At 51.5% G+C, this 16,357-nt stretch carries 16 protein-coding genes; 5 read left to right on the top strand and 11 right to left on the bottom strand.

Going from position 1 to position 16,357, the window contains the following annotated elements:
* Positions 1-44 precede the first annotated feature (44 nt).
* Positions 45-722: a 16S rRNA (cytidine(1402)-2'-O)-methyltransferase gene (rsmI, locus tag B4W65_RS00875; protein ID WP_088653218.1), complete on the bottom strand. Its 678-nt coding sequence runs from the start codon at positions 720-722 to the stop codon at positions 45-47.
* Between the two features lie 14 nt (positions 723-736).
* Positions 737-1,507, bottom strand: a complete 771-nt coding sequence (locus B4W65_RS00870; protein ID WP_088653217.1) for a hypothetical protein — start codon at positions 1,505-1,507, stop codon at positions 737-739.
* Positions 1,508-1,622: 115 nt separating this feature from the next.
* On the opposite strand from B4W65_RS00870, the gene B4W65_RS00865 reads away from it, so the two are divergent.
* A complete protein-coding gene (locus tag B4W65_RS00865; protein WP_088653216.1) occupies positions 1,623-4,070 on the top strand; it encodes a bifunctional UDP-N-acetylmuramoyl-tripeptide:D-alanyl-D-alanine ligase/alanine racemase in 2,448 nt (815 codons plus the stop codon).
* A gap of 29 nt (positions 4,071-4,099) precedes the next feature.
* Here the strand turns inward: B4W65_RS00865 and B4W65_RS00860 are convergent, their stop codons facing one another.
* The 3 genes from B4W65_RS00860 to B4W65_RS00850 all read right to left on the bottom strand — a co-directional run bounded on the left by B4W65_RS00860 (position 4,100) and on the right by B4W65_RS00850 (position 7,217).
* Complete coding sequence (locus B4W65_RS00860; RefSeq protein ID WP_088653215.1) at positions 4,100-4,807, bottom strand: Crp/Fnr family transcriptional regulator; 708 nt, start codon at positions 4,805-4,807, stop codon at positions 4,100-4,102.
* A gap of 84 nt (positions 4,808-4,891) precedes the next feature.
* On the bottom strand, positions 4,892-6,568 hold the full coding sequence (locus B4W65_RS00855; RefSeq protein WP_088653214.1) for an NAD+ synthase: 1,677 nt from the start codon (positions 6,566-6,568) through the stop codon (positions 4,892-4,894).
* Between the two features lie 22 nt (positions 6,569-6,590).
* The gene (locus tag B4W65_RS00850; RefSeq protein WP_088653213.1) at positions 6,591-7,217 is read right to left on the bottom strand and encodes a porin family protein; all 627 of its coding nucleotides are present in this window, start codon (positions 7,215-7,217) and stop codon (positions 6,591-6,593) included.
* A gap of 143 nt (positions 7,218-7,360) precedes the next feature.
* Between B4W65_RS00850 and gldB the strand changes: the two genes are divergently transcribed.
* From gldB to B4W65_RS00835, 3 genes are read left to right on the top strand one after another with little or no spacing between them, the layout of a single operon-like run.
* Positions 7,361-8,368, top strand: a complete 1,008-nt coding sequence (gldB, locus tag B4W65_RS00845; protein WP_158522745.1) for a gliding motility lipoprotein GldB — start codon at positions 7,361-7,363, stop codon at positions 8,366-8,368.
* Positions 8,369-8,405: 37 nt separating this feature from the next.
* On the top strand, positions 8,406-9,209 hold the full coding sequence (locus tag B4W65_RS00840; protein ID WP_088653211.1) for a nitrilase-related carbon-nitrogen hydrolase: 804 nt from the start codon (positions 8,406-8,408) through the stop codon (positions 9,207-9,209).
* On the top strand, positions 9,206-9,769 hold the full coding sequence (locus B4W65_RS00835) for a 5-formyltetrahydrofolate cyclo-ligase (RefSeq protein WP_240509433.1): 564 nt from the start codon (positions 9,206-9,208) through the stop codon (positions 9,767-9,769). Before B4W65_RS00840 ends, B4W65_RS00835 begins: the two co-directional genes overlap by 4 nt.
* A 44-nt stretch (positions 9,770-9,813) precedes the next feature.
* On the opposite strand, the gene B4W65_RS00830 is transcribed toward B4W65_RS00835, so the two are convergent.
* The 6 genes from B4W65_RS00830 to B4W65_RS00805 form a co-directional block, all read right to left on the bottom strand.
* Positions 9,814-9,981 carry a DUF362 domain-containing protein gene (locus B4W65_RS00830; RefSeq protein ID WP_088653513.1) on the bottom strand — a complete coding sequence of 56 codons (168 nt, stop codon included), beginning with the start codon at positions 9,979-9,981 and terminating at the stop codon, positions 9,814-9,816.
* 101 nt (positions 9,982-10,082) lie between these two features.
* The gene (locus B4W65_RS00825) at positions 10,083-11,273 is read right to left on the bottom strand and encodes a M20 metallopeptidase family protein (RefSeq protein WP_088653209.1); all 1,191 of its coding nucleotides are present in this window, start codon (positions 11,271-11,273) and stop codon (positions 10,083-10,085) included.
* Between the two features lie 70 nt (positions 11,274-11,343).
* Complete coding sequence (locus B4W65_RS00820) at positions 11,344-12,441, bottom strand: TlpA disulfide reductase family protein (RefSeq protein ID WP_088653208.1); 1,098 nt, start codon at positions 12,439-12,441, stop codon at positions 11,344-11,346.
* 50 nt (positions 12,442-12,491) lie between these two features.
* Entirely contained in the window at positions 12,492-13,613 is a 1,122-nt protein-coding gene (meaB, locus tag B4W65_RS00815; protein WP_088653207.1) for a methylmalonyl Co-A mutase-associated GTPase MeaB, read from the bottom strand.
* 53 nt (positions 13,614-13,666) lie between these two features.
* Positions 13,667-14,743, bottom strand: a complete 1,077-nt coding sequence (locus tag B4W65_RS00810) for a DUF1573 domain-containing protein (RefSeq protein ID WP_088653206.1) — start codon at positions 14,741-14,743, stop codon at positions 13,667-13,669.
* Between the two features lie 116 nt (positions 14,744-14,859).
* Complete coding sequence (locus tag B4W65_RS00805) at positions 14,860-16,059, bottom strand: DUF2851 family protein (RefSeq protein ID WP_088653205.1); 1,200 nt, start codon at positions 16,057-16,059, stop codon at positions 14,860-14,862.
* 75 nt (positions 16,060-16,134) lie between these two features.
* On the opposite strand from B4W65_RS00805, the gene B4W65_RS00800 reads away from it, so the two are divergent.
* Positions 16,135-16,332, top strand: coding sequence for a DUF3185 family protein (locus tag B4W65_RS00800; protein ID WP_088653204.1), 198 nt, complete (start codon positions 16,135-16,137; stop codon positions 16,330-16,332).
* The last annotated feature ends 25 nt before the right edge of the window (positions 16,333-16,357 follow it).

The following is a 16,357-nucleotide window of genomic DNA, read 5'->3' as shown; positions in this document are numbered from 1 at the left end:
ATTGCATTAATGGTCTGAAGTGGGGTAAATTCAGTTGTTCAAAGTTAGGAATCTTTTTTCCCTTCCACAACAAAAACAATTTCACCCTTGGGTGGGTGTTCGCTGTAGTGAGTGAGCAGGTCGTTGAGTGTACCGCGACGAATTTCTTCATGAATTTTGGTGAGTTCGCGACAAACTGCGGCTCTGCGCTCCCCACCCCAAAAAAGGATGGCTTGCTCCAGCGTCTTGATTAAGCGATGGGGCGACTCGTAAAATATCATGGTGCGCTCCTCTTCCTGTAAGGATAGGAATTTTTTTTGTCGGCCTTTTTTTTGCGGCAGAAAACCTTCGAAGGTAAAGCGATCGTTGGGCAAGCCTGCTGCCGCAATAGCCGGAATAAGGGCTGAGGCGCCCGGAAGGCATTCAACCTGAACCCCTGCTTCGATACAGGCTGCTACCAGCAGATAGCCGGGGTCGGAGATGCCCGGCGTGCCGGCATCGCTGACCAGGGCTGCCGTTTCTCCTCCCAGAAGGCGTTGCGCCACCCGTTGCGCTGTAGCGTGTTCATTGAATTTATGATGGGCTTGCATCTTGGTTTTTATGTCAAAATGTTTGAGTAAAAAACCGGTGGTGCGCGTGTCTTCTGCCAAAATGAAGTCTACCTCCTTTAGGGTGCGCAGTGCCCGTAGGGTGATGTCTTCGAGGTGACCGATTGGGGTGGGGACCAAAATGAGCTTGCCCATGGGTGTAGGGATATTTATTGGTGAAAGCGACGTTCCAGCAGATCCATAAAAGCATGTACGGCTTCCTGGTCGGACTGCCAGCTGAAGTTGGCTGAAATAAAGCTTTTGGCGGACGACAAATTGTCCATTTGGTTGAGTTGATCCAGGGTCTGGTACATCAAATCGGCACTGCCGTTGAATAATTCACGCTGATAAAAAAAACGGTCGTTGATGCCCAACGCCTTGCGCAAATCCCTTACGGGTGAAAGTACTTTTTTGCCTGCCTTGCTTTGGCCATTGCCCAGTTTTTCGTTGAAGGAGGTGCGGTCTTTACCCAATAATTCGCCCAAAACCTTTTTTTCAGCACCGGGCGTTTCTGGCGAAGAGGGTGGGGCCACTGCAGGTCTTTGCAGTGTGGACTGCTCTTTGGTCTGCACTTTGGGTTGTTCTTTGGACTCCACTTTGGATTGTTCTTTGGGCTCCACTTTGGACTGTTCCTGGGCTTCTTCTTTCAGCTCCTCTTTTTGTTCCATTTTCGGCTCCTCCTGCGGTTCGGGGGCAGGAGCAGTAATGGGAGTTGGTTCTGATTCGGGTTGGGGTGTGGTTTCTGGTGCTGCTGTAGTTTGCGAGGAGCTTTTGGCCAGACTGCCCAGCAAGTCCACTTCGTTGGCTATACCGCTGACCTTGCTTTGGGCCAGGTGAATGAAAGCTTCGGGAATGTGGTCCTTTCCGCTGAAGGTCCGCAGCAACTTGTCCAGTTCCTTCAAATCTTGCAGAATGATGTCCAGCAATGCTTCCTTTTCCATAATAATCGATTTGCAAGCTTTTTATTTACCTTTGCAAAGGTAGTGATTGCTTGGAAACAATCGGGCAGTTGTGTCTACAAATGTCTGTAATTTCAATGGTGCAAAACCCGTCCTTATGTATGTCTTTGAAGATATTGCCCGCTTAAGCGGAGGCCGTTTGCTGGGAGATGGAAAGCAAGTGGTACGTCGCCTGGTCTTTGACACCCGCCTGGTGGTAGAGGGAGGCGATGCGGTCTTTTTTGCCTTGTCGGATGGCCTTAAGGACGGACACCGTTATTTGCAGTCGGCCTGGGAAAAGGGAATTCGTCATTTTGTGGTGGCTGAAGGTAAGTCTTTGCCTTCGCTTTCCGGCGCCCGCTTTGTTGTGGTGCCTGAGGTGCTTGCAGCCCTGCAGGCCCTGGGCAGGGAGCATCGTCGCCGTTTCCATTTCCCCATTATGGCTCTTACCGGCAGCAATGGAAAGACTATTGTAAAGGAATGGCTGGGTCAGACCCTGGGGCTAGCGGAAAGGGTTTGCCGGTCGCCCCGCAGTTACAACAGTCAGTTGGGCGTGCCGCTTAGTCTCTGGCATTTGAAAGAAGAGGATCAACTTGGGATATTTGAAGCAGGCATCAGTCGTCCCGGTGAAATGGAACGCTTGCGGGAGATGATTCAGCCGGATTGGGGTTTGTTGACGAATATCGGGGCAGCCCACCAGGAGTATTTTGCTTCGGAGGAGGAGAAGCTGGATGAGAAGCTGAAGCTGTTTACTGCCTGCTCCTTAATTTTTTACGGCTGCGATCACGAACTGGTACGCCACAAAGTGCAGGCGCGTTTTGGCGATAAGCATTTGTTGTCCTGGGGACGTTGTGAGCAGGCCGATCTCCGCTTGCTGGAGGCCGCTGCTGAGCCGCAGGGGCAAAGACTTAGTCTGGAGTGGAAGGGGCAGCCTTTCAGCTGTTTCCTGCCCTTTAGGGACGCCATTTCGCTGGAGAATGTACTTCCGGTTATTTTGGTGCTTTTGTACAAAGGCTATTCTTTTGCCGACTTGTCTCCCCTCTTAGGGCGCTTACAGGCTGTGGCCATGCGCATGGAGCAGAAGGAGGGGGTCAGTGGGTGTACGCTCATTAACGACAGTTACAATTCGGATTTGACCTCTCTGGAAACGGCCCTGGGCTTTTTGGAACAGGTACAGCCCACCCGGCGTTGCCTAATCTTGTCTGATCTTTTTCAGACCGGCATCTCCGATGAGGACTTGTATCCCCGCGTGGCAAAAATGATTGGGGACCGGGGAATAGAGCGCTTTATTGGGGTGGGTGAGGTGCTGGGGCGTTATGCTTCATTTTTTGAGTCAGGGGCCTTGTTTTTCGATACTACGGAGGCGCTTCTGAAGACTTTTTCACAGCTGGAATTCAGGCAGGAGGCGATATTGATTAAGGGTGCGCGTGCTTTTCAGTTTGAGCGACTGGTAGAGCGGCTGGAGCGTAAGCAGCACAATACCATTATGGAAATCAACCTGGACGCGCTGGTGCATAATTTTAATGTGTTTCGCTCGAAGCTGCAGCCCGGCGTTAAAACCCTGGCTATGGTAAAAGCTTTCGGTTATGGGAGTGGCTTGTTTGAAATTGCTTCGGTTTTGCAACACCATAAGGTAGATTACCTTGGGGTGGCTTTTGCCGACGAAGGGGTAGAGTTGCGACAGGCCGGCATTTCTTTGCCCATTGTGGTTATGAATCCCGAGGAAAAGAGTTTTCCCCAAATGCTGGCGCATGGTCTGGAACCCGAAATCTACAGTTTTCGAATGTTGGAGGCCTGGAACCGAATGGTAGTTCAGGAGGGAACCGATTTCAGCCGCATTCACCTGAAGGTGGACTCGGGGATGTATCGCCTGGGTTTTTTTGAGGAGGAGGCAGAGCAGCTGCTTGCGCACTTGCGGCGAATGCCGCAATTGCAGGTAGCTTCGGTGTTTTCTCATTTGGCCGGCAGTGATGAGGCGCGCCACGATGCCTTTACCCGGGAGCAGGCCGCCGTGTTTCAGCGTTTCTGTGCCCAATTGCAGGGGGGATTGGAGGTCCCTTTTCTACGTCATTTGCTCAACTCGGCCGGGGTGGAACGCTTCCCTCAGTTTCAATTCGACATGGTGCGTTTGGGCATCGGGCTTTACGGTATTGGCGCAGCGTCGGATGGCGCTTTGCAAACGGTCGCTACACTGAAGACCTACATCTCGCAGATTAAAACGGTGAAGGCGGGCGCTACCATTGGCTATGGCCGGCGGGGCGTGTTGCCCGAGGGCAGTCGCATAGCGGTATTGCCCATCGGTTATGCCGATGGCCTCAGCCGCGGGCTCAGCAATGGAAGGGGCGGGGTAAACATTGGTGGGCAAATGGTGCCCATAGTTGGCAACATTTGCATGGATATGTGCATGGTGGATGTAAGCCGCCTTTCTGTAAAGGAGGGCGATGAGGTGGTGGTCTTTGGCGAGGAGCCCTCGGTATCGGAGGTGGCTGAGTTGCTCGGAACCATTCCTTATGAGATACTCACCGGAATCAGTCGCCGGGTAAAGCGTGTTTATTTTAAGGAATAGCTGTCCGGTTTTTTAGGGCGGTGCGTGCCCTAGCCCAGCCGTGAAATGCGGTCGAGGTTTTCTTCGTCCAGGATTTTGATGGTTCGTCCATCCACGGCAATGAGTCCTTCCTTGGTGAAGGTGGTGAGGGTTCGGATGGCGTTGGAGGTGGTCATGTTGGAAAAGTTGGCCAAATCCTCCCGCGAAAGATGGATGTTGAGGGTCTGCCCGTCGCCTTCGAAGCCATAAATGTCGCGCAGCAAAATGAGGCTTTCGGCCAGGCGTCCCCGGATGTGTTTTTGGGTGAGTGTGACTGTACGAAAGCGCGTGAAACCCAATTCTGAGGCAAAGGATTTGATGATGTTCATACAAAGCCGGTTGTTGCGCAACAGGAGTTGGTAAATGACGTCTTTGCTGATGTGGAAGATGACACAGGGTTCAATAACAACCGCCGAGGCGATGTGGGGCCCTTCGGCAAACAAGGCCCTGTAGCCAATAAAATCGGGCGCTTTGGCCAGTCGGACTATCTGGTCGCGACCACCAATTCCTTCGGTAAAAACTTTGACTTTGCCGGCGCCCAGACAGAGTAAGCCGGTGGGAATCTCCCCTTCCTGATAAATAATCTGGTTTTTACGGTATTTGAGAACGGTGTGGTTCTTGTCTAAAAAGTCCCGCTCCTCGGCACTCAATACACTGTAAACTATTGAGAAATCCTTAATGGTAGGTTCGGTGACCTGTGTTTTCTTTTGTCCAGCCATATTTTTTCGTCGTGTTCTAAAACACTGTTCTAAAACACCCAAAATTACAAAAAAAAACGGTTGGTCGTTAAAAAAAACGAAATATTACGGCTGGTGCCGGGCTACCAGAGGCATCCGCCTGCCCAAACCAAAGGCTTTGCCCGATACTCTGAGAATGGGGGGAGCCTGAAAACGTTTGTGCTCGTTTCGGTTGACCATTTGCAGCACCCGCTCGGTGGTGCCTGCATCGTAACCCTCCCCCATAATCTCTTCCGCGCTTTTGTTCTGTTCAATGTAGCGGAAAAGTATGGCATCCAGCAGTGCGTAGTCGGGCAGCGAATCGGAGTCCTTTTGGTCGGGCCGGAGTTCAGCAGATGGTGGTTTTTCCAGGGTGTTGACCGGAATCAGGATGTTTTCGCGGTTGAGGTAGCGGGCCAGGGCAAAGGCATCGGTTTTGTATACATCGCCCAGCACACTCAGTCCCCCGTTCATATCCCCATAAAGCGTGCCGTAACCTACGGCAGCCTCACTTTTGTTGGAGGTGTTGAGCAGGATGTGGCCGAATTTGTTGGACCAGGCCATCAGGAGCGTTCCACGTATGCGGGCCTGGATGTTTTCTTCAGTAACATCGGGCCGGCGCCCTTCAAAAGATTTTTGCAGTTCCGCTTCAAAGCTTTGGTAGATGTCTTTAATGGGCAGGGTGGTGCTGTCGATGCCCAGGTTGGCTGCCAAATCCTCTGCGTCCTTAATACTGTGGTCGCTGGAGTATTGAGAGGGCATCAAAATGCCGTGCACGTTTTCAGCGCCCAGGGCTTCCACAGCCAAGGCAGCAGTAAGCGCCGAGTCGAGTCCACCCGACAGGCCCAGTACGGCCTTCTTTAAACCCGATTTGTGAAAGTAATCTCGGATTCCGGTAACGAGGGCCTGATGAATCAGAGGGATGTGTGGCGGGTAGTCTTTAAGGTCTGTCGCGGGTGCCGCTGCGTTTTCAGGGACTTGTTCCTTACAGAAATAAAGCCCCTCCTCAAAAAAAGGCATGCGGTGCAGCACTTCCCCTTCCTTGCTGATGTGCATAGAGCCTCCGTCGAAAATCAGTTCGGTGTTGGCGCCGGTCTGGTTCACGTAATAGAGTGGCAGGCGGTATTGGGCAGCTTTTTTGCAAACGACTTGTTTGCGAATTTCGTGTTGGTGGTATGAAAAGGGGGATGCCGCTATGTTAATGACCAGGTCGGGTTTTAAGGCCGCCAGTTTTTGCAGGGGCGACAAGGTGTAGAGGTGATTGCGGTCGAAGACCCTTTCTACCGGTCTGTCGTCCCAGATGTCCTCACAAATGGTTATGGCCAGTCGCTTGCCTTTAAAGGACAGTACCTGAAAGGCATGGTTGGGTTGAAAGTAGCGGTATTCGTCGAAAACATCGTAGGTCGGGAGGAGGGTCTTGTGGGCTACAGCTGTGGCTTTTCCCTGGTAAAGGAACCAGGCGCTGTTGAGCAGGGGCTTGCCTTTGGCATCGGGGTTGAGACTGGGACCGCCCACCAGCGCGGCCGTATGGGTACAGCAAGCGGCCAGGTCTTCCAAAGCGGCAACAGCCCGGAGGGAAAAATCTTCGCGGGTCAGTAAATCCAAAGGCGGATAGCCACAAATGGCCAGCTCCGAAAAGACCACCAGGTCGGCCCCCTTTTCCTGAGCATCTTGGATGGCTGCTTTAATTTTGCTTGCGTTTTGTTCAAAATCACCCACCTTAAAGTTGAGTTGGGCCAGTGCTATGTTGAGGTCTTCCTGCATACCAGAAGGGTGCTAGCGCGAATTAAAAAATAAAACCGAATTCAAAAACCAGGCGATTCAGAATACTCTTGTCATCGAAGTCGGGATGCTTGGTTATATCGCTGAACCCATTGGTGAAGAGCAGACCGAGCATGAGCGCATTGCGTCCGCCCAGGGAGTATTCTACGCCACCGCCCAGGTGGTAGCCCAGGTCGAACAGTCGGACTTCTTTGCTGATGTTTTTGTCGTTGCCGTCACGTGCCTGGATGTTGATTTGCGGAGAGAGGCCAAAGCGACCGTAAATGTTGGCCCGGTGCAGGTCCTCCGACCGCAGTTTGAGTCCCAGTGGTACCTCAATGTATTTGAGCTTGTAAGTCCGGTTGTAGGCGGCCAGTTGGTCTACCGACGGATAAGCCAGTTTGCCGCCGGTGGTATTGATCGTTAAACCCGTGCTGAAGGCATAATTGTTGCCAAAAAAGCGGTCGATGACCACCCCAAAGTTATAGCCGAAATCGGAACTTTTGTTGTCGATATTGTCGTGGTCAGACTTGACCCAGGACAATTGAGGGGCAAGGACAAAGGAGAAGCGGGTGTCTCCGGCCTGCTGGGCCTGCGTTGGTTGTATAAGAACGCTTGCTGCGAAAAGCACTAATAAAACGACTCTGTTCATGTGTTTTCTTTTAGGTGGTTACGATGTTGTGTCAGCAAAATTTGTGCAAACTTAAGGAAAAGCGTGCTTTTTTGCCTGTTTTGTTGGGAAATATTGTGCTTTATGGTCCGGCCTTTGTAAATTCGTCTTATAAAATTGAACGAATGATGTGGAACAGAACAGTTGGGGTGTTGGTGTTTATTTTGGTGCTGGGCGCCTGCAACCGTGGCCCAAAGGCCCCGGATGTGCGCCATGTGAAGGTAGATTTTGAATTGGTGCCCTTTTACCGGGAGTTGTTTGCCCTTTCCCCGGATAGTCTCGAGGCCGCACTTCCTGAGCTGAAGGAGCGTTACGGCAGCTATTTGGAAGCCTACAGTGTAGGTGTGATTGGGGGAAGTGCTCCCGGGGAGCCTGAATTTGCCGACGACTTGCGCTTTTTTCTGTCCTACGAACCCAATCAGGAGGTGCTGGACAGTGTGGAGTTGGTCTTTGGCCGGGAAGAATGGTTGCGCCAGGACCTGGAGCAGGCCTTTAAGTATTACAAATACTATTTTCCTGAAGCGTCTGTGCCCGATGTGTACCTGCACCTGAGTGGTTTCAATCAATCGATTGTGATGGATGCAGACTGGCTTTCGGTGAGTGTGGAAAAATATCTGGGTCGCGACTGTGTATTTTATGAGTGGTTGTCGATTCCGGTTTATTTGCGCAAGCGCTATGCGCCCGAGAAGGTGGTTCCCGATGTGATGATGGCCCTGGCCATGGATCGTTTTGCGTACAACGACAGCATCGATGATTTGATTAATCAGATGGTGTATGAGGGCCAATTGCGTCATTTTGTTCGTCAGATGATTCCGGATATTCCCGATTCCACGCTCTTTGATTACAGTTCGAAGGAGGTGGATTGGGTAAACGCTTATGAAAAGGATATGTGGTCGTACATGGTGGAGCAAAAGCATTTGTTTTCAACGGATCGGATGGCCCTTCAGCGCTATGTCGGGAAGAGCCCTTTTACGTATTATTACGGTCAGGAATCGCCGGGAAGCACCGGGGTATGGCTGGGTTATCGCATCGTCCAGGCTTATTTAAAGCGCTACCCTGAAACCAGTCTGGAGGAGTTGATGCGGATGAATAATGGACACGAATTTTTAAGAGCGGCGCGTTATCGTCCGTAGTGCGTCCCTTTGGCCTCGAATTTTAACATCTTGTTGTATGCGTTTGGGAATGATTCAGTTGGAGCCTCGTTTGGGGCAAGTTGCCGCCAATACCGCGCACGTTTTGGCGCTGTTGCAAAAAGCACCGCCAGCCGATTTGTGGATTTTGCCTGAGCTGGCTTCTTCGGGTTACGCCTTTGGCTCCCGGGAGGCCGCTTTGGCATCCTCCGAAACGCTGGAGGGCAGTGTTTTTTTGCAAGCCCTGCAGGAGTGGGCGCGCAGCAGTGGCAGTTGGGTGGTAACCGGATTTAACGAGAGGAGTGGGGATGTACTCTACAACAGTGCGGTTTTGCTGAGTCCTTCGGGAGTGGAAGGATTGTACCGAAAATTGCACCTCTTTTTAAATGAGCAGGATTTTTTTACACCGGGCAATCTGGGGCTGCCAGTTTTTGATACGCCGTGGGGGCGACTGGGCATGTTGGTCTGTTTCGATTGGATGTTTCCTGAGGTATGGCGGCTGTTGGCCCTGAAAGGTGTTCAGTTGATCGCTCACCCTTCCAATCTTGTTTTGCCCTGGTGCCAGACCGCTATGCCGGGTTATGCGCTCACCAATCGTGTTTTTACCGCCACCTGTAATCGGGTGGGGTCCGAAGGGGAGCTGCATTTTACCGGTCAGTCCCTTTTGGTGAGTCCCACCGGTGAGGCCTTGCTCCGGGGCAGTGCGGATCAGGAAGAGGTGCTGGTGTCGGAGGTTGACTGGCAGGCCGCTACAAACAAGGCCATTACAAGCAGGAACGATGCTTTTGGAGACCGGCGGACAGCGGTGTATGGGATTGAAATTAAAGCGTCTGGAGAACAATGATGAACATTAAATCAAAGAAAAGAGAGCTGCGTAGGCTCATGGCCGAACGACGAGCAAATGCCGATCCGGCCTTGTTGGCCGAGGAGAGTGCACGCGTGGTACAGGAGATTGAGGACAGCGAATTTTTTAAAAGTGCCGGCTGTGTTATGGCTTATTGGCCCATGAAGGGAGAAGTGGATTTGCGCGCCTTAATGTTAAAGTATCAGTCCCATAAACGCTTCGTGTTGCCGGTTGTGGCCGGTGATGTTTTGGAATTGCGTTTGTTTGAAGGGGAAGAACGCCTGGTTACCGGCAGTCGCTATGGAATTTTGGAGCCTGATGGCGCGACGTTCAGGGATTATGCCAAGGTTGATTTGGTATTGGTGCCGGGAGTGGCTTTTGACCGGGAGGGTTATCGCCTGGGGCACGGTAAGGCTTATTACGACCGCTTGCTGCCCAGACTCATCCATGCCCGTAAGGTCGGCGTGGGCTTCGGTTTTCAATTGGTAGAAAGTGTTCCGGTAGAAGCTCACGATGAATTGCTTGATGCCATAGTGGTTCCCGGAAAGCGAGTATTGTAATCAACAAAAAACCCGTCGTTTCGACGGGTTTTTTGCTTTATTGCTTAAGCCGGATGAATGGACTCTGTAGGACAAACATCGGCGCATGCGCCACAATCGGTACAGGCTTCGGGATCAATCTTATAGATATCGCCTTCGCTGATGGCGTCTACCGGGCATTCGTCAATGCAAGATCCGCAAGCAATACAACTGTCATCAATTACGTATGCCATTTTCTTGTAGTTTTTAATAGTTACAGTTGACAAATTTATAGGCTTTTTTTATTTAAAAAAATCATTTGCCTATAAAATGAGCAATTTGTAAGAGTTTTAAATTAGGGCTGCAGGGCATTCAGTGCCAGCCAGGTCATTAGTCCGCATGCCGTTTCCAGGGCGTCTTCGTTGAGATTAAAGGTCGGGGTATGTAAAGCACCCGTTTCCCCTTGTTCCTGTTTTACGCCAAAGCGGTAAAACACGGAGGGGAAGACCTGACTGTAATAGCCAAAATCTTCGGCCGTCATTCGAAGATCCATCTCTTCCACCTTGTCGTTGCCCAGGTAAGTATTGGCGAGTTGACTGCATTCACGGGTGAGGGCCTCGTTGTTGTAAACCATGGGGTAGCCGTCGCCGATGTTTATTTCGGCCGTGCATCCGAAGGTGGCTGCCGTGTGTGTGGCAATTTGATGAATTTTTTCCTTTACCCTGCCGCGCCATTCTTCGTCCATCATCCGCAGCGTGCCCGCTATATCCACCTTTTCGGGAATGATGTTGGTGGCTCCGAGTCCCTCAATACGCCCGAACGACAGAACTGCAGGAACGGTGGCCGGTACAAAACGGGCCACAATTTGTTGCAATTGCACTACGGTTTGAGCCGCCGCTAATACGGTGTCGTTGAGGGTGTGGGGCATGGCGGCGTGCCCGCCTTTGCCCTTGATGCTGATGTACACTTCGTCGCCAGAAGCCATGTACCTTCCTTCTTTGAAGCCTACGTGTCCCGCGGGCATTTCAGGCAATACGTGTTGCCCAATAATCAGTTCGGGTTTGGGCTCATCCAGGGCGCCTTCTTTTAGGAGCAGGGATGCTCCTCCGGGGAATTTCTCCTCTCCGGGCTGAAAGATCAGGAGAATGGTGCCTCCCCAGCGCTTGCGCCATTGTTGTAGAAGGAGGGCTACGCCCAGGAGGCTGGCCGAGTGGGCGTCGTGGCCGCAGGCATGCATTACGCCTTGGTTTTCAGAGCTGAAAGGCAGTCCGGTGCCTTCGTTGATGGGGAGGGCATCCATATCTGCCCTTAGAGCAATGGTGCGTCCAGGGCCTGCTTCGCCCTTTAGGGTGGCAATCAGACCAGTGCCTGCCAGTCCCTCGCGGACGGGGATGTCGTTGGCCTTAAGTTGCCCGGCAATATAGGCCGCTGTTTTTTGTTCCTGGAAGGATAATTCGGGGTGGCGATGCAGCCATCTTCTGAATTCCACCACTTGGGGCCGAATGGTCCTTGCTGCTTCCAGTACTTCTTCCCGGGTAATGTACATGGTGTATCCCTTTTGGTGTTCAAAAAAGGGGAAAACACTTGGTCCTCCCCTTTGATTCTTGTATGCTTGCTTAGTTCTGCAAGCCCTTTAAAAATTCGGTGAGTTCGGCCGAACGAATTTGTTTCTTCAGGATTTTGCCTTCTTTATCGAGCAACCAGGTGTTGGGAATGGATTGAACCATATAAGAGGTGGCGGCGGTGTTGGCCGGGTCGTGCAGCTGGGTCCAGGTGAGCTTATCCTCTTGCACAGCCTGTCTCCAGGCCTCTTCGGTTTGATCCAGAGATACGCTGATGATCTCAAAGTCCTCGCCAGCAAATTGCTTGTATACTTCAACCAGCAAAGGGTTTTCTTCGCGACAGGGGCGACACCAGGCGGCCCAAAAATCGATGAAGACATACTTGCCCTGGAAATCGGAAAGACTCACTTCATTTCCTTCGAGGTCGGTGAGGGTGAAGTCGGGGGCTGTGTTGCCAATGCTCAGGGCTGCTTCGGCCTCTTTCTGTGCTTTAAGCGGTTCCATCATTTCCTTCAGGGAAATAACGTAAGGGTGATCGCCCAAGGCTGCTTCCAGGTTCGTCAGCAGTTCTTCGAGTTCTTCGTATTCGAGCGACTGGGCCATGTTGAGGGCCAGGAAGGCGCCAACTGCATTGTTGCTGTTGCTTTTCACAAAGTCTTTGTAGTAGGTCTGGCGGTCCTCCATAATGGCTTCCATATCGGCCATAATGCTTTGCATGGTTGCCTGGTCCTGCTGGCTTTGTGCAGCCATAAACTCTTCACGCATTTTCTCTTCCTTTTCCATGTGTGGGAAGTTGTCGTTGAATTGCTTGAACAGGTCGGACAGCTTGGAGCCTTTAATCACAGCTTCGTCCATTTTCTCCGTGTTGGCGGTGATTTTAATGGAGCTGTTTTCCAGGAAGAAAACAATGGGTTCCTCTACTTCTTCAGCAAAGATCAGATACAATTCGGGGTGTTCTGCTTTTCCTTCAAAAACGAAGGTGCCGGAACTTACTTCGGCAGTGTCTACTTCGCTGAGACCCTGTTCCTCAATTTTCCTGAGGTAAACAGTACCTTCGTCCAGGTTTTCAAACTCACCCGTTATTTTGTAACTGTCTGCCGAACACGCTGCAAACAGCCCCATTAGTGCCAATCCAAAAAAGAGATTTCTCATAAATAAAAAATTTGTCGTTGCTTGTATAATAACTGAAATTGAAAATACGATTATTTGGGGAGCCCTTTGAAATAAAGATCCAGCAGTTGTCTGGCTGCCTCAAAGGAGCTGAGCCGATCTTGTTGAACCTGGGTCTCCAGTTCCGGAAGGAGGGTCTTAATCCGGGGGTTTTGGTAAAAGTTGTTTTTTAGGTTTTCCTGTATCGATTCGGTCATCCAATAACGCGCTTGCTCGTTGCGGTGTTGTTGGAAATAACCATTTTTTTTGGTGTGGGCCATAAAGTCATCAATCATTTCCCATACCGGTATAACCCCTTCCGAGTTAAGGGAGGAGCAGGTCTCAACCCGTGGTATCCAACCCGATCGGGAGGGAGGGAATAAGTGGAGCGCGTTGCTGTATTGGGCTCTGGCCAGTTTGGCCTTGGCTGTGTTTTGGCCGTCTGCCTTATTTACCGCTATGCCGTCTGCCATTTCCATGATGCCCCGCTTGATGCCCTGAAGTTCGTCACCAGCCCCGGCAATCAGGATAAGCAGAAAAAAGTCGACCATGGAGTGCACGGCCGTCTCACTCTGTCCAACCCCAACGGTCTCAATGAAGATGGTGTCGAAACCAGCTGCTTCGCAAAGAACGATGGTTTCCCGTGTTTTTCGGGCCACGCCTCCGAGGGAGCCGGCCGACGGAGAAGGACGTATGTAGGCTTGCTCCATAACCGACAGATTTTCCATTCGGGTCTTGTCGCCCAAAATGCTCCCCTTGGTACGTTCGCTGCTGGGATCAATGGCCAGCACGGCCAGTTTGTGCCCCTGTTCAATCAAGTGCGTACCCATGGCCTCGATAAAGGTGCTTTTTCCTGCACCCGGCACGCCTGTTATGCCCAGGCGTACCGCTCGCCCCGCATGGGGGAGGCATTGGGTGATGATTTGCTGGGCCATTTCCTGGTGTTGGGGAAGGGAGCTTTCTACCAGGGTGACGGCGCGACTCAGCAGGGTGATGTCGCCGGCTAAAATTCCTTCAACATACTGGTCAACACTCAGATTCTTGCGCTTGTTCTGCAGAAAACGGCGAGCCGCCTCCGGATTAAGGGAGGGCAGGTGCTCGGTTCCTTTATTTACTTTTAGGCCTTTGAAAGAGGGATCGTTCTCGATGTGATCCCGGCCCTTGTTAAAATGCATAGTGCTTTTGCTTTTGTGTTTGCAGCCAAGGTACGGATTTTAATTTTTTAAGGCTAGGGATTAACAGTTGCGGAAACCCGAAGAAGCATGGTGCTCTTTTTGGGGTCGTTGGAGTAGATGGTGACCGACTGGCTTTGGCGCCCATTGCGTCCGCGCGTGTTGAAGCTCACTGCCAGGTTGACGGTTTCTCCCGGACGAACAACCTCTTTATCGGGCTTGGAGGCGGTACAGCCGCAGGAAGTCCTTACTTTGCGCAGAATCAGATCACTTTTGCCTTTGTTGGTGATTTTGAATGTGTGTTCCAATACAGTCCCCTGTTTAACCGCTCCGAAATCGAAATTGTTTTCGCTGAATTGGATGTCGGGTGCATTGGCCAATTGTTGGGGCGACCAGGAGCTGTAATCTTCTTCGATGGTTGCACTGACGCTGAGCCGGTTGTCCTTGGGCTGGTTGCCATTGACCAGGACATAAACCTGGTCTACCACAAAGCCCCAGTCGTTGACCTTTGAAGCGTCGTAAGTGGCTTTTATTTCCCCTTCCTGGCCCGGTTGCAGGGTGGCTGGCTGAGCGGCTATGCGCAGGTGGGACGGCACCCTGTTGAAACTGAGGGTGACCGCTTGTGACGATGTGTTGATGATGCCCAGGGTCGCTTCTTTTTGGCTGCCGGGCTCGACACGGGTAAAGGAGAGGTGGGCCGATTTGAGGCGTATTTCCCCCATTTCCCTCGGATAGTTGTCGGCCACAGTCCGTTCACGTTCTTCTACGCGACCCACAATGCGTAATATTTCTGTAGCATTTTGCCCATTGGAACTGACGGTGATGGATTTGTTGAAGTTGCCCGGTCGGTTGCGTGGGTCAAATGTCGCTTTGAGGGTGCCCTTGCCACCCGGTTGAATGGGGGTGCGTGTCCACTCGGGGGTGGTGCAACCGCAGGAGGCTCTTACGTTGTGAATCACCAGGGGCATTTGTCCGGTATTGGTAAATTCGAAGGTGTAGGCCACGGGGCCACCTTCTTCCTTAATGCTGCCAAAATCGTGTACCTTTTTCTCAAAACTCAGTTGGGCTTTGGTGTTTTGAGCTTCTGCTGTCAGGCCCAGTAAGACCAATACGGCCAATAAAATATGTTTCATCGTTGAATGGTTTTGTTGAATATCGAATATACAAAGCTAAAAAAACTTAGCCGAAAGACAATCTACCTTCAGAAATTGTGCCACAGTACCCCGGTCGGAATAGGTTCTTCTGATTGTCAGTCGTGTTGGGCCAGTAAAAGATGACCGATGCGGCAGTGCAGGCAGCGGTGGAGCACGCAATAATGGCGGTGAAGATGAAGTAGGGCTTGTGTGTCGGCAGCGGAAAGGGGGCGCAGGCCCATGCTTTTCCAAACACGGGTGATGCGATTGTTCTCGGGCGGAAGTTGTTGCAACCAATCCAGGGCCCTTTGACAGCCTCCGGGCTTGTCCTGAAGCCAGTTTAGGGCAAAAAAGAAGGGAATTACACTGTTGATGAGGACAAGTTGCAGGGCTTTTCGACTCAGGGGGCCTGGAAGCCACACTTTTTCTAGGCTGGAGATATGGGGCGTCTGGTTTAAGGTTTCAAGTGCAGGGAAATCATGCTGAAGAAATTCGGCCAGCTGCAGGAGTCGACGCCGCGGAAAACCGAAAGGGCGGATGCGCAGTCTTTTCCATTGTTCGGGCTTTATAGGATGCAGTGCGTGCTGCCTTTTTAGTTGTTGGTAGGTCCGTACCATCTGTCGGGACGCCTTGCTGCGGTCTTTCGGCAGCATGGCACCTTGTCCCAGCAACAGCGCTTTTAGTGCTAAGGGTTGGTTTTTCAGGTCCCGCACCAGCTCCCAGGGCGTTTGTCGGGCCAGTTGTTCAAAGGCGTCGTTGTTCAGCCCAAAACCAAAGCTTCTGCTCATTAGCACGAACAGCACCTTTTGCCTGGAAAATCCCTGTTGCAGCATAGCTGCAATGGAGGCGGTTTTGTCCTGTAGCCTCTCCAGCAACATGCGATCGGTCCACGCACACAAATTCAAGGTGGAGATCTGAGTCAGTTTCTGGCTGCAGGGGAGGGACGAAGGAATCGCTATTTTGCTGAAGTCTCTGAGTTCACGGGGAAGGGGCATCAACCAAACGGGAATTTTCCGGCCTTTGCTGTTGAAGGTGCAGCCGCCGCTTTTAGCCACAACATGTAGTATTACATTGTCGAAGGCAGGGTTTTGGTGGTGTTTGTGTCGATGCCAGTCGGACGCCTGATGGTGCAATTCCACATTGCCGGCCCATAAGATGCCGTTAATTTTGATTTTTGCATTGAAAAAATCTGGTCCGGCATCCCGGTTAAGGAGTCCCGGATGAATGATTTCAAGTACTTCCCCTTCTTCGGTAAGGAAGGGTTCCTGACGGTAGAGCCGGTGCTGCCATATCAGCTGTAAAACATCTTCGGTCATTGGGTTTGGGTATGAAGCAACAATTTATTAAATTGTTGTTTTTAACGCAAAATTCTTTCATTAAAACTGTGCATTATGAAAATATTGGGTATTGTATTGTTGGTGGTTGGTTTGCTTGGATTGGCTTATTTTGGTTATCAGGCCTGGCAGGATTCGGAAAGTTTTAATATGCTGGGTGTTGATGTGGCTGTGAGTAAGGCCGACTGGATGCCGGTTATCGTTAGTGCTTTGGTGGCCGTGCTGGGTTATGTGCTTTCCAGAGTAAAGCGCTGAACCTCTTGTCCTATATTTTTGTTTA

This window comes from Geofilum rhodophaeum (assembly GCF_002210225.1).
Taxonomy (GTDB): Bacteria; Bacteroidota; Bacteroidia; order Bacteroidales; family Marinilabiliaceae; genus Geofilum; species Geofilum rhodophaeum.
This window is presented reverse-complemented; position numbering and strand designations above follow the sequence as displayed.